The organism is Enterococcus sp. DIV0876, from assembly GCF_050529585.1.
Classification (GTDB): domain Bacteria; phylum Bacillota; class Bacilli; order Lactobacillales; family Enterococcaceae; genus Enterococcus_D.
On record NZ_CP172882.1, the window covers coordinates 1,882,850 to 1,895,336 of the forward strand.

Annotated in this window: 14 protein-coding genes and 1 other annotated feature; of the genes, 6 read left to right on the forward strand and 8 right to left on the reverse strand. The window is 40.5% G+C overall.

Features of this window, described 5'->3' with window-relative positions:
* Positions 1-43 precede the first annotated feature (43 nt).
* Together IGI41_RS08745 and IGI41_RS08750 are read left to right on the forward strand one after the other, a co-directional pair.
* On the forward strand, positions 44-1,609 hold the full coding sequence (locus IGI41_RS08745; RefSeq protein ID WP_430609380.1) for an ATP-binding cassette domain-containing protein: 1,566 nt from the start codon (positions 44-46) through the stop codon (positions 1,607-1,609).
* 9 nt (positions 1,610-1,618) lie between these two features.
* Positions 1,619-2,065, forward strand: coding sequence for a helix-turn-helix domain-containing protein (locus IGI41_RS08750; protein WP_430609381.1), 447 nt, complete (start codon positions 1,619-1,621; stop codon positions 2,063-2,065).
* A gap of 85 nt (positions 2,066-2,150) precedes the next feature.
* Here the strand turns inward: IGI41_RS08750 and IGI41_RS08755 are convergent, their stop codons facing one another.
* Complete coding sequence (locus IGI41_RS08755) at positions 2,151-3,119, reverse strand: pyridoxal-phosphate dependent enzyme (protein ID WP_430609382.1); 969 nt, start codon at positions 3,117-3,119, stop codon at positions 2,151-2,153.
* 203 nt (positions 3,120-3,322) lie between these two features.
* Here IGI41_RS08755 and IGI41_RS08760 point away from each other — a divergent pair, with 203 nt between their 5' ends.
* Together IGI41_RS08760 and IGI41_RS08765 are read left to right on the forward strand one after the other, a co-directional pair.
* A complete protein-coding gene (locus tag IGI41_RS08760; protein WP_430609383.1) occupies positions 3,323-4,345 on the forward strand; it encodes a branched-chain amino acid aminotransferase in 1,023 nt (340 codons plus the stop codon).
* A 129-nt stretch (positions 4,346-4,474) separates the two neighbouring features.
* Positions 4,475-4,648, forward strand: coding sequence for a hypothetical protein (locus IGI41_RS08765; RefSeq protein WP_430609384.1), 174 nt, complete (start codon positions 4,475-4,477; stop codon positions 4,646-4,648).
* A 34-nt stretch (positions 4,649-4,682) separates the two neighbouring features.
* Here the strand turns inward: IGI41_RS08765 and IGI41_RS08770 are convergent, their stop codons facing one another.
* From IGI41_RS08770 to rplK, 6 genes are all read right to left on the reverse strand, one after another.
* The gene (locus IGI41_RS08770) at positions 4,683-5,417 is read right to left on the reverse strand and encodes an ABC transporter permease (RefSeq protein WP_430609385.1); all 735 of its coding nucleotides are present in this window, start codon (positions 5,415-5,417) and stop codon (positions 4,683-4,685) included.
* Positions 5,414-6,262 carry an ABC transporter ATP-binding protein gene (locus IGI41_RS08775; RefSeq protein WP_430609386.1) on the reverse strand — a complete coding sequence of 283 codons (849 nt, stop codon included), beginning with the start codon at positions 6,260-6,262 and terminating at the stop codon, positions 5,414-5,416. The genes IGI41_RS08770 and IGI41_RS08775 overlap by 4 nt, the downstream gene beginning before the upstream one ends.
* Before the next feature lie 451 nt (positions 6,263-6,713).
* A complete protein-coding gene (gene rplL, locus IGI41_RS08780) occupies positions 6,714-7,085 on the reverse strand; it encodes a 50S ribosomal protein L7/L12 (protein ID WP_430609388.1) in 372 nt (123 codons plus the stop codon).
* 61 nt (positions 7,086-7,146) lie between these two features.
* Positions 7,147-7,647: a 50S ribosomal protein L10 gene (gene rplJ, locus IGI41_RS08785; protein WP_015509955.1), complete on the reverse strand. Its 501-nt coding sequence runs from the start codon at positions 7,645-7,647 to the stop codon at positions 7,147-7,149.
* A gap of 49 nt (positions 7,648-7,696) precedes the next feature.
* Positions 7,697-7,823, reverse strand: a sequence feature (ribosomal protein L10 leader region).
* A gap of 65 nt (positions 7,824-7,888) precedes the next feature.
* The gene (gene rplA, locus IGI41_RS08790; RefSeq protein WP_430609390.1) at positions 7,889-8,578 is read right to left on the reverse strand and encodes a 50S ribosomal protein L1; all 690 of its coding nucleotides are present in this window, start codon (positions 8,576-8,578) and stop codon (positions 7,889-7,891) included.
* A gap of 104 nt (positions 8,579-8,682) precedes the next feature.
* Positions 8,683-9,105, reverse strand: a complete 423-nt coding sequence (gene rplK / locus IGI41_RS08795) for a 50S ribosomal protein L11 (protein WP_430609392.1) — start codon at positions 9,103-9,105, stop codon at positions 8,683-8,685.
* A 299-nt stretch (positions 9,106-9,404) separates the two neighbouring features.
* Between rplK and sdaAB the strand changes: the two genes are divergently transcribed.
* Positions 9,405-10,070, forward strand: coding sequence for an L-serine ammonia-lyase, iron-sulfur-dependent subunit beta (sdaAB, locus tag IGI41_RS08800; RefSeq protein WP_430609394.1), 666 nt, complete (start codon positions 9,405-9,407; stop codon positions 10,068-10,070).
* A 13-nt stretch (positions 10,071-10,083) separates the two neighbouring features.
* Positions 10,084-10,956: an L-serine ammonia-lyase, iron-sulfur-dependent, subunit alpha gene (sdaAA, locus tag IGI41_RS08805; RefSeq protein ID WP_430609396.1), complete on the forward strand. Its 873-nt coding sequence runs from the start codon at positions 10,084-10,086 to the stop codon at positions 10,954-10,956.
* 83 nt (positions 10,957-11,039) lie between these two features.
* Here sdaAA and IGI41_RS08810 read toward each other — a convergent pair whose 3' ends face one another.
* A complete protein-coding gene (locus tag IGI41_RS08810; protein ID WP_430609398.1) occupies positions 11,040-12,482 on the reverse strand; it encodes a DUF1576 domain-containing protein in 1,443 nt (480 codons plus the stop codon).
* Positions 12,483-12,487: the final 5 nt, after the last annotated feature.

Here is a 12,487-nt window from a genome sequence, read left to right on the forward strand (position 1 = left end):
TTTTGCATTATCATTAGGAAAAATTAGGAAAAGAGGATGGGTTATGTTTGAACTTATTAGGAAAAACAAATTCTTTATTTGTCTAAGTATTCTACTGGTCATTTTTACTGCAGTTAGTACATTTATTTTCCCGCTTTTATTACAAGACAGCACCTCCTTTACATTCACGCAACTGGTTATTCTACTTATCATAACGCTAACTGCAACATATTTTGCGCAATTTCTCCTTATTTTGATTAAAGAACGCTATGCAGCCACATTGAATAAGAACCATTTATTTACCTTATTGCTCCAAATGAAGCGCATGCCGTACACAGCGTTGTCAAAAAAACAACCCACTTATTTATTGAATCGGATATTCGGTGTGGTCGATGCCTATTATTTATTTATATGCGGCAGTTTTAGCGAAAGTATTCGCTGTGTGATCCTTATCCTCGTCTCCCTTTTGATGTGCCTAAAAATCCATATCTTGTTAGGGCTTCCGCTGCTGATGTTGATTCCCATCAACCTATTGGGCTATTACGCAATCAACAAACACTTAGCCGTTAGGATGGCCAAAATGCAACAAACTGCCGCTTATACAAACAAGGAATTGCTGACCTCCATCACCCATGTAGAAACCATGAAACAGTGGAGTCAGCAAATATTCAAACAACTATTTGAAAAAGAGTTACATGCGATGTATCAAACACTTGCCAAAACAAATATTTTCGCACAATCTTCAAGTCTTGGCATCAATATGCTGAATCAAGTCGCACAAACTGGTGTCTATCTATTTGTTATACAAAGAATTCTACAACATACACTTCCCTCCACTGCGATTATTTTGGTAGGTGTTCTGTTGCCAATCTATTTTTCCGCGCTGGGTGGGTTGACCAAAATCAATTTAGACACCACTACCTTGAAAACCAACCAGCAATTTGTCAAAGATGAAATAACAGCCTTTTTACCTCAAAAAGATACCGAAAAGGTAAAAGAAGTCCAGGGCTTCACGTTAACCAATCCCAAAATAGCTATGGATAGTAGCCACACTTTTCACTTTGATGTCCATACAACGATCAAAAAAGGCGAACACATTCATCTTTGTGGTCCATCAGGAAGAGGAAAGTCAACTTTACTGAAAGCGATTTGCGGTTTTTATCCTATTGATGGACTTGAGTTTAGTTGCGTATCAGAAAATAATCAACCCATTCAATGTACAAATCTCAATAATGATCGCATATTGTATCTAGCACAAGAACCGACCATTTTGTCACGAACGATTGAAGAGAATATTACGTGGGGCAGGAAATTGACCTCAGATGAGAAAGCCTATCTGGAAAAAACCAGTATTTTAACCCCTTTGTTTCTCCATCGAAATTGGACCAGCTGTTTGAAAGAAAATGGTGCTGACCTTTCCGGAGGAGAAAAACAACGTATTGCTGTTGCACGAGCATTGATCAGCAAGGCAGATATTTTGCTGCTGGATGAAGCTACCAGCAGCCTTGATGACCATTCTATACAAATCATTATGAATGCTTTAAAAATCCATGCAAAGGAACGCATAATCATCTATACTAGTCATAAGAAAGATGATGCCGCTTTTTGTCATCGCACACTCACGATTTAGGAGGCACGTATGAAGGATTACTATACAGTGGATGAACTTGCCAAAAAACTGGGGGTCACTACCCGAACGATACGCAATTACCAAAAATCCCATATGATCGAAGGCGTAAAAGTAGCTGGACAATGGCGTTTTTCCCGAGAAGCGGTGCAGACTTTACTCGGTGAAAACTTTACAGATCCTTTATTGACATTCAATCAACAGCGTGAAGAAAAAAAGCATGGCGAAAGTTTGCTCGCTATTGATGTGCCGATTGTCTCAGATGACCTGCTCAAAAAACAAACACAAGAAATCATTAACCAATTCAACTCACTTTATTCTAGTGAAAATCGCCAATTTTTCTACGAAAGAATCAATGATCATCTTGCGCGCTACACCCTTGTCGGTCATTTGAAATACGTCATAACATTCGGTCAATGGATCGAATCTTTGATTGAAAAAAGCACAAACACTAAGTGAATACCAAAACCCCTGGAGGATCCAACGAATCTAAACGTTGGATTCTTCAGGGGCTTTTCACTTGTCTCAAAGGGTCTTTGGTAAATCAAATAATCTCTTTAAACACTGAAAAATCGATGTTCCCACCAGAGACAATTGCTACAGTTTTTTTGTCTTTGAGCAAATGATCGATTTGACCACTTAAGATAGCTGCCGTACTTAAAGCACCGGCACCTTCAGCAATCACTTTTTCTTTTAGCGCCAGATAATTGATGGCTTTCTCAATATCCTTTTCTTCTACTAGAACCGTCTCATCGATTCTCGTTTTTAGGACTTCATAGGTCAACTCTCCTGCTAAAGCAACATCGCAACCATCTGCCAACGTTCGATTCCGCCGGTTGGCAACCAATTTTTGCTGCCAAATCGACGCAATCATTCCGTACACGCCGTAAGATTGGACACCAATAATTTTGACTTCTGGCCTAAGATCCTTTATTGCTAAAGCTATACCAGCAATGAGACCGCCACCACCAATGGGTACGATCACATTATCGACCAAAGGCAAATCAGCCAAAATCTCCAAAGCAATTGTTCCCTGACCTTCCATGACAGCTTGATCATCAAACGGCGATACAAAGACTTCTCCACTATCTTTCATCGCCTCCAAAGTGATCTGTTTCGTTTCATCAAAGGTCTCCCCCGCCAAAACAACTTCTGCACCATAGCTTTGCGTCGCCTCGACTTTTGTTTTAGCCGCCGTGAGAGGCATAAAGATCCGTACCTTGATCCCCAATAGAGATCCCGCCAAGGCTACACCTTGGGCATGGTTGCCAGCCGAACAAGCAATCACACCACGGCTGCGTTCGTTTTCAGTTAGAGAAGATAATTTGTTATAGGCACCCCGGGCTTTGAATGAACCTGTCCGTTGCAGGTTTTCTAATTTCAAAAAGATTTCACCGTCTTTCTCTTTGCTTAAAATGTTCGACGGCGCAAGTGGTGTATGGATCATGATTGGTTTTAGTCTCTGATACGCTGCTTGAATCCCCAAACTTTCAATCCCTGATTCAGTTGTCACATCCGATCCTCCTTTTTTGTTATTTCATATCCTTATTGAAGCACAGAAAATTTAGAAATACAATTGATTCAGCCCCCTTTGTGACAATAATATGGATAGCTGACGCGTAAAAATTTTAGAAAATATTGGTAAATTTTCAGAAAATAATGACTTTTAAAAACGTAAGTGCTATACTTATAAAAATTAAAAAAGGGTGTGAACAAATGACAACAATTGATTGGTCAAATTTGGGATTTTCTTATATCAAAACGCCATGGCGTTTTCTGGCAACATGGAAGGATGGTGTTTGGCGTCAAGGTGAACTAACTGAAGATAATTACTTGCATATTCACGAAGGATCTACAGCACTTCATTATGGACAACAATGTTTCGAAGGTTTAAAAGCTTATCGTCGAAAAGATGGCGGTGTCAATTTATTCCGTCCAGATGAAAATAGCAAAAGATTGAACCGCAGTGCATCTCGCTTGCGTATGCCGCAGGTTCCTGAAGAAATGTTCTTATCAGCTGTCAATCAAGTCGTCAAAGCCAACCAAGAATTTGTCCCACCTTATGGCAGTGGTGCGACCCTTTACCTGCGTCCATTATTGATTGGTGTTGGTGAAAACATCGGTGTTAGTCCAGCACCAGAATACATCTTCACAGTGTTCTGTATGCCTGTTGGACCATACTTCAAAGGTGGTTTAGTTCCAACGAACTTCATCGTTTCAGATTATGATCGTGCAGCACCAAATGGTACTGGTGCTGCTAAAGTTGGCGGCAATTACGCGGCTAGTCTGTTACCAGGCTATGAAGCCCACGAACGGTCATTCTCGGATTGTATTTATTTGGATCCAGAAACGCATACCAAAATCGAAGAAGTTGGCTCTGCAAACTTTTTTGGCATCACAGCAGACAATCAATTTGTCACGCCAAAATCACCTTCGATCTTGCCAAGTATCACCAAGTATTCTCTGTTGTATTTAGCAGAACACGCATTAGGCTTAACACCTGTTGAAGGTGATGTCTATTTGGAGGAACTTGATCAATTTGTTGAGGCTGGTGCCTGTGGAACTGCGGCTGTTATCTCACCTATCGGCGGTATCCAAAATGGTGAGGACTTCCACATCTTTTATAGCGAAACGGAAGTTGGCCCGCAAACCAAAGCGTTGTACGATCAATTGACTGGCATTCAATTTGGCGATATCGAGGCACCTGCAGGTTGGGTTTTTGATGTCCCACTTCACTGATTTTCCCGTTTTTATATAAGTCATTTTCTCACGAAAATGACTTTTTTCTATGCTGGATCGGCCATTTGCAAAAAACATTTGCCCCCTACTCTCTCACTTGATAAAATGATTGAAAAGGGGGTTATCTCAATGGGGAAACGTCTTGGTTATTCATTATTGGCCACATTACTGTATTTGTTTATTTCGAATATGGGTAATCTGATTTTCGGGATCAGTCGGAATTTCAGTTGGCTCACAACACTTTGGGAATCATTATTCTTTTTTATCTTTATTTTTTTATTTCAACAGTTCCGAAAAAAATAACGTCAAGTCAGCATGGAATGATGCTGACTTGACGTTATTGCTCTTTTTCAAAGCCATTTCTCCGATAGATCACAACAAAAGCGATGCATGCAAGAACCAAGCTTGCAACTAAAACGAAGTAATCTGGTAACGTCAACGGAAGACCGCCCTCTCCAAAACTGGCAATCATTTTTGATACAACTCCTGTAAAGAGGAATTCGCTGATTTGTTCCAACGTTTGATTCATCTCCGAGAGCGTTGGTATCATAAAAAAGACCAGTAAGAATACCATCGAATTATTCGACGCGGCCATTTGATTTTTTGAGACTAAGCCCACCAACATACCAAGAATGATCGCTGTCAATGAAGATAAGAAAACCACCAAGATAAATACGGGCAAATCTATGGCACCCAGGTCAATACCACTGATCCCAATCACCATGACGATCAACAGAATCGTAAGTACTAGAAACGGAACAAGCATGCTAACCAGATATTCTAAGCTGCTGATAGATGATGTCATCCATGTGCGTAACGTATATTTTTCTTTGTCTTTTGCCAGAAATGTGGCTGGCATGAACATACCAACCATAATGATTGCATACGTTACACCGAAATTCAATAAAAATAATTGAATGCCACTCATAATTTCGGCATCATCGAACAGCAGACGGTAAAGCAAAACAAACCCTGGTACCATCGCAGCTGAAACCAAAAATGTTTTGTTCTTCAATATTTCCTTGAACTTAAATGTAATCAAGGCAGTCGTTTTATGTCTTGTGATCATCATACCAATTCCCTCCCTGTTACGGCCATAAAGACACTTTCTAAAGTTGGCTCACAGGAATGGAGCGATTCGATCTGGCCCGAGATGATCCATTGACTCAGTTGTTCTAAACTTTCTGCTGTTTCTTTCACAACATGGCGCTGTTGATTTTTCAATAGAATACGAAATTCTTTTTGTTTATTGTAGCGTAAACAGATTTCTTCTGGTGTACCAAATTCGACGATATACCCTTCATTTAGTAACGCGACTTGGTCACATAACTTTGTCGCCTCTTCCATATTATGGGTAGTCAAAAAAATACCCATGCCCGCTTCTTTTAAAGAAAGCAGCAGTTTATGGATCTCAGCAGCTGTCGTAGGATCAAGACCAGATGTTGGTTCATCCAAAAATAAAAGTTTCGGTTGATGCATAACTGCTCTTGCTAAAATCAGCCGCTGTCGTTGTCCCTTCGATAATTTACTAGCCAATTGTTTTTTCTGTTCGATTAGGCCAACTGTTGCTAACAATGAATCAATGATCGAAGGCGAAACCTGCAATACTTTGGCAAACACAAGCAGATTGTCATATACAGTAAACTCTTCATACATGCCACTCGTATCCGTGACAATACCGATTTGTTCATAAATCTTTTCTGTTATTTTCCTGGTATCTGTTCCTAAAATTCTGGCTTCCCCTTTGGTTTGTTGCAGTTGACCTGTCACGATTTTGATCGTCGTTGTTTTCCCAGAACCAGAAGGTCCAAGAAAACCTAAAATTTCCCCAGCATTGATTTTGATATTGATATCTTTCAAAGCCTCTTTTTGTTTAAAGGCCTTTGAAATATTCCTTAACACTAACAACTCTTCCATTTGACTCATTCCTTCCGGTTGCTCTATTAGGCATGTACACATCGTAATCTGCACTGAAACGCCTAATGGACAACACACACGCCAATGCCTGACTATTTTTGTATTCACTGGTTGAACAATTGCATTGGATACAAAACAACTAAATATACGATGAAAAAACGAATTGAATTTTATTGATTATTCTGTTAATTATTTGACTGTTTGACACCAACGAATTATATTACAAAAAGTATATCATTACCGAAAGTCAATCTCCATTTTTTTCAAAATAAATAAAATCGTTATAGTAAAAAGAATAAAAAGCACAATTTTAAATTGTTTATCGATCAGATGAATAGATACAATCAAAGCTTTCCTAATAGCAATTATCGATAAAAAACAACATTTCTTAAAAAAAAAGAGCCAGAACCCTTACTTAAAAGGGATTCTAGCTCATAATAATCAGAAATAATTATTTAACTGTTACTGAAGCGCCAACTTCTTCTAAAGCTGCTTTCAATGCTTCAGCGTCTTCTTTAGAGATGCCTTCTTTAACAGCTGAAGGAGCGCCATCAACTACTGCTTTAGCTTCTTTCAAGCCTAAGCCAGTTGCTTCACGAACTGCTTTGATAACTTTAACTTTTTGATCGCCAGCTGCAGTTAATTCTACAGTGAATTCAGTTTGTTCTTCAGCAGCAGCGCCGTCGCCAGCTCCACCAGCTACAGCTACAGGAGCTGCAGCAGATACGCCAAATTCTTCTTCGATAGCTTTAATTAAATCGTTTAATTCTAAGATTGTCGCGCCTTTTAGCTCTTCGACAATGTTTTCAATGTTCAATGCCATTTTGTTTTCCTCCATTTAGTTAAATAGTTTTATTGTTTAATAGATAATGATCATGCGGCAATTATGCTGCATCTTCTTCTTTTTCTGCCACTGCTTTGACAGCGTAAGCCACGTTGCGGATAGGTGCTTGTAGCACAGATAGCAACATAGAAAGAAGTCCTTCGCGGTTTGGCAATTTTGCCAATGCAGTAATTTCTTCCAAAGAAGAAACTTTGCCTTCGATGATACCGCCTTTGATTTCTAAAGCTTTAGCTTCTTTTGCGAAATCGTTAATGATTTTTGCAGGTGCAACAACGTCTTCGTTACTGAATGCTACGGCTGTTGGGCCAGTGAATACTTCACCTAAACCTTCAAGACCAGCTTTTTCAGCAGCACGTGAAAGAATAGAATTTTTGATAACTTTCATTTCAACGTTTGCATCACGCAATTGTTTACGTAAGCGTGTTACTTCATCAACAGTTAATCCACGGTAGTCAACAACGACTACTGATGCGGCTGCAGAGAATTTTTCACTCACTTCATCAACGATCGCGGATTTTTTAGCGATAGCTGCTTCACTCATTTATATTTCACCTCCTGATTTTGATGGAAGAGTTTCTTTGTTTTGCAAAAGAAAACATAAAAAAACCCTATGCCACCGTAGACATAGAGGGACTATTGAATACTCTCAATAAACGTCCTCGGTAGGAAATTAAGACTGACGTCACCTACTGTCTTCGGTACAGTTAAACTTTTAACCTTGACTACCTTACCATAGATAAGGCAGCCAAGTCAATAAAAGTTTTTAAATTATTTCATTCAAATTAGAAAGAAGCTTGTTCAACGTGGATCCCAGGACCAAAAGTAGTCGTTACAGAAATGTTTTTCATGTATTGACCTTTTGCTGCTGAAGGTTTAGCTTTCAACAATGTGTCATGGATCGTTTTGAAGTTTTCGATCAATTTATCATCTTCAAATGATACTTTGCCGATTGGTACATGAACGTTACCGGCTTTGTCCACACGGTAAGTGACTTTACCAGCTTTTACTTCGTTCACAGCTTTTGTCACGTCCATTGTTACTGTACCAGTTTTAGGGTTAGGCATTAAACCTTTAGGGCCTAATACACGACCTAATTTACCAACAGTAGCCATCATATCTGGCGTTGCAACGACAACGTCAAAATCGAACCAGCCACCTTGGATTTTTTGAACCATATCGTCGTCACCAACGAAATCAGCACCAGCTGCTTCTGCTTCTTTGGCTTTTTCGCCTTTAGCAAAAACTAAAACAGTTTGTGTTTTACCAGTACCGTTTGGTAATACGACCGCACCACGGATTTGTTGATCCGCTTTTTTAGGGTCTACGTTCAATTTGTAAGCAACTTCAACCGTTGCGTCGAATTTTGCAATATTTGTTTCTTTTGCCAATGCTACAGCTTCTTCAACTGAATAAGCTTTAGCAGCGTCAACTTTTTTCAATGCATCTTGCATTTTTTTGCTTTTTTTAGCCATTTTGTTTCCTCCTTGATGTGGTTATAACGGTAGAACCTCCCACGTGTCCCATATTTTTCAATATAGAGCCGACTGAGAAGCTACTTTCTTAGGACTGTAAAAAATTATTCTACAGTGATTCCCATGCTTCGTGCAGTTCCTTCAACCATGCGCATTGCTGATTCTACGTTAGCTGCGTTTAGGTCTTCCATTTTCAATTCAGCGATTTCTTTTACTTGATCGCGTGAAACTTTTGCAACTTTGGTTTTGTTTGGTTCGCCTGAACCTTTTTCAACGTTTGCTGCTTTTTTCAATAGTACTGCTGCTGGTGGTGTTTTTGTAACGAATGTGAATGAACGGTCTTCGTATACAGAGATCACTACAGGAATGATCAAACCTACTTGGTCAGCTGTACGTGCATTGAATTCTTTAGTGAATCCCATGATGTTGATACCCGCTTGACCTAGTGCAGGACCTACTGGCGGAGCTGGTGTTGCTTTACCTGCAGGAATTTGCAATTTAACGATTTTTTCTACTTTTTTTGCCACGAGACATACCTCCTTGAGTCCGTGATGTGGTGTATTGGAGATCCAAATTTCTCCTCCCACTAGTGTTTCATGTGCACACACAAAAAACATGTGACGAACGCACACTGGAATATTATAGCATCTTTAAAGATTATTTCAAGCATTTATTCTTTTTAATTTTTGAGCTTATCGTGAATACAACAAGCTTTGCATAGAATAATAATTTTTTTGCATTTTGATCTTCTTTACTTGTTCTCTCATCTTTCTATGCTACACTACTACTGAAATCTTTGTGAATCATACGTGATGAGGTGAACAACATGGAACAATTAAAATACCGCAGTGTCTTTGATATTATTGGTCCGATCATGGTTGGTCCCAGCAGTTCGCATACCGCTGGCGCTGCCCGTATCGGAAAAATCGTTCGGAGTATTTTTGGTGAAAAACCTGATACTGTGGATATCCTATTATATGAATCTTTTGCCAAAACCTACCGCGGGCACGGGACTGACATTGCGCTAGTCGGCGGTCTCTTGGGAATGGATCCAGACGATGCCCGTTTGGCTGATTCCTTAAAGCTGGCATATGAGGAAGACATCGAAGTCTTGTTTGTCCCAAAAAAAGAAAAGGCTGAACATCCGAATATGGTCAAAATGATCTTGACCAAGGGCGATCATAAATTATCCGTAACTGGCATATCCATTGGTGGCGGCAATATCCAAATTTCTGAATTGAATGGCTTTAAAATCTCGTTGACACTAGGTACACCTACTTATGTCATCGTCCACCAAGACGTCCCTGGAATGATCGCCAAAGTGACAAATCTGCTATCTGAAGCAGCAATCAACATTGGAACCATGACAGTGACCAGAGAATCTGTCGGTGATAAAGCGATCATGATCATTGAGGTCGATCAACGCAATGATCAATTGGCGCAAAAAATCAAGATTCTCCCCCATGTATTTAGTGCGGCATATTTTGATTAAAGGAGCAAAAGAAATGTTTTACACAATCCAAGAACTCGTAGACCAAAGTAAAGACTATTCATCTGTTGCTGACATGATGATTACCATTGAAATGGAAAATACTGGACGCAGCCGAGAACAAATCATCGCTTTGATGGACAAGAATTTGACGGTAATGGAACAATCTGTCGCTGAAGGTGTAGCTGGCGTCACTTCAGTTACAGGATTAACTGGCGGAGATGCGACAAAAATGAATGATTATATCGCAGCTGGCGATTTTTTAAGCGGTGATACGATCTTACAGGCCGTCCAAAATGCGATTGCTGTCAATGAAGTGAATGCCAAGATGGGGTTGATCTGCGCGACACCTACTGCAGGTAGTGCTGGTGTGGTTTCTGGCGTCTTAATGGCTGTCAGAGACCGCTTAAAGATGACTCGTCAAGATCAAATCAATTTTCTCTTTACCGCTGGCGCCTTCGGTTTGGTGATCGCCAACAACGCATCGATCTCTGGCGCTGAAGGTGGTTGTCAAGCTGAAATCGGTTCGGCTAGTACAATGGCCGCTGCGGCATTGGTTTGTGCCAAACATGGTACAGCCCACCAAGCTGCCCAAGCAGTCGCAATCACTTTGAAAAATATGATGGGGCTGATCTGTGATCCAGTGGCCGGACTGGTGGAAGTGCCTTGCGTCAAAAGGAATGCACTCGGTTCATCTCAGGCCTTTATTTCGGCAGATATGGCACTAGCTGGTATCGAAAGTGTCATCCCTCCTGACGAAGTCGTATTGGCGATGTACCAAGTTGGTCGTCAAATGCCTAGTATATTCAAAGAAACTGCTGAAGGCGGCTTAGCGATGACGCCGACTGCCCAACGTCTGCAAGCTGAAATTTTAGCCAGCAATCCATAAAAGAAAGAACCACACAAAACGCCGACAAATTCGCTGTTTCAGCTGATTTGTTGGTTTTTTGTGTAGCTCTTTAAGACACGCTGCTATTTTTGTGCTCTTATAGAAGAGTCCGTGATTTGTTGTTGATCAGATTGGTGGTCATTATACTGCGCCAAAGCTGGATCAACACTTGTGCTGACATGATCAGCCAACTTATCTTCGACTTGTCCAACTGCTGTTTTTCTTCTAAGTTGTTTCGATAAATCCAGCAGCGGAATGATCATCATTGCCACCAGCCCTCCAGAAAAACCGTTATTATAAAGATTCAAGCCGCCATGGAGAACATCAATATTCAAGACCATTGACGTATGGACAAAACCGACGATCAAGCCACCTTTCCAGCCGTAAGCGTTGGTGATTGCACACAGCATCATCGCAAAGATTGCAGCAGTCACCGTCACAGTTTCATTCATGGCATAAATGTTCAACGCATTCGCCAGTGTGACACCTAACAATAGCGGCAAAGAATTGAACACATGCGCCCCACACGCAGAAAAACCAATCACACAAAAAATCGCCCCCAATACAGGACCGTTCATTATAGCTCCGATGGCCAACACATAGCCGGCCAATAAAAGCGTCATTAACCCCATATTGATCATCGTATTGTAAACACCTGTATCTCTCAAGATATCCCGCTCGATTTTGCCGCTATGAGACCAAATCGCCCGTAGATTCAAGCGATGTCGTTTTGATGCCATCCGCACGCCGTACCCACATAAAATCAAACCAAAAACTACGAGCAAGATGATCAATTCAGGCTGTTGTTCAGTTGAAACAATCCCTCTTAGATCAATCTGCAGTCCAAACATCCGACAAATCCCAGCCATCATCGTACAAAGCATCCCCGAGGTAAATCCCGCACTATAAAGGCTCACCCGCTTAAACAACGATTGAAAGTGCAATGCCAAAGGTACCATGATGAAGCCAATCACGATCCCTATCAAATAGCCCATTCCTAGACCAAAAATCGGCGACAATGAGTGATTGAAGGCAAAAAAACTCACGACAGGGGATACAGAAGAACCATATAAGGCAATCAACAGAAATTTCTTCAACGGTTCGTTCATGAGGTAAGAATACAAACGTACCCCAAGGAAAATAGGAATAAAGTTCAATAAATTTTTGCCAAATAACCCGTACCCAGTCACCATAAAAATCGCTGATACTGCCCCACCGGTCATAGGTACCCGATAATGATAGCAGATAAAAATTGCGATAAAGGTCATCAAGCTGCTATTAAAAAGTGCCGTCCCAACAGAGGTCAACTCGATGTAATCCGTCACCAGATGGCTTTCCGAAAAAAGAATCCGCTGCATTTCAGCAAGTAAGTGACTGGGTTCCATCAATAGCACAGAAGACAACAGCAAAAATAGATTAAATAAAAACAATAAGCGGTAGCCATTATGAACCGAAATCGTTCCTTTTTCAGGAAAGTGCAGATCATGACTGAACTTTTTCTTCAATAAATCAACTAAATTTGACATAAGAC

What these genes read in the sequence shown, in the direction of transcription:
- IGI41_RS08745 (WP_430609380.1), top strand. Translation starts at nt 44, where the DNA reads ATGTTTGAACTTATTAGGAAAAACAAATTCTTTATTTGTCTAAGTATT.
- IGI41_RS08750 (WP_430609381.1), top strand. Translation starts at nt 1,619, where the DNA reads ATGAAGGATTACTATACAGTGGATGAACTTGCCAAAAAACTGGGGGTC.
- IGI41_RS08760 (WP_430609383.1), top strand. Translation starts at nt 3,323, where the DNA reads ATGACAACAATTGATTGGTCAAATTTGGGATTTTCTTATATCAAAACG.
- IGI41_RS08765 (WP_430609384.1), top strand. Translation starts at nt 4,475, where the DNA reads ATGGGGAAACGTCTTGGTTATTCATTATTGGCCACATTACTGTATTTG.
- IGI41_RS08770 (WP_430609385.1), bottom strand. Translation starts at nt 5,417, where the DNA reads ATGATGATCACAAGACATAAAACGACTGCCTTGATTACATTTAAGTTC.
- IGI41_RS08775 (WP_430609386.1), bottom strand. Translation starts at nt 6,262, where the DNA reads ATGGAAGAGTTGTTAGTGTTAAGGAATATTTCAAAGGCCTTTAAACAA.
- rplL (WP_430609388.1), bottom strand. Translation starts at nt 7,085, where the DNA reads ATGGCATTGAACATTGAAAACATTGTCGAAGAGCTAAAAGGCGCGACA.
- rplJ (WP_015509955.1), bottom strand. Translation starts at nt 7,647, where the DNA reads ATGAGTGAAGCAGCTATCGCTAAAAAATCCGCGATCGTTGATGAAGTG.
- rplA (WP_430609390.1), bottom strand. Translation starts at nt 8,578, where the DNA reads ATGGCTAAAAAAAGCAAAAAAATGCAAGATGCATTGAAAAAAGTTGAC.
- sdaAB (WP_430609394.1), top strand. Translation starts at nt 9,405, where the DNA reads ATGGAACAATTAAAATACCGCAGTGTCTTTGATATTATTGGTCCGATC.
- sdaAA (WP_430609396.1), top strand. Translation starts at nt 10,084, where the DNA reads ATGTTTTACACAATCCAAGAACTCGTAGACCAAAGTAAAGACTATTCA.
- IGI41_RS08810 (WP_430609398.1), bottom strand. Translation starts at nt 12,482, where the DNA reads ATGTCAAATTTAGTTGATTTATTGAAGAAAAAGTTCAGTCATGATCTG.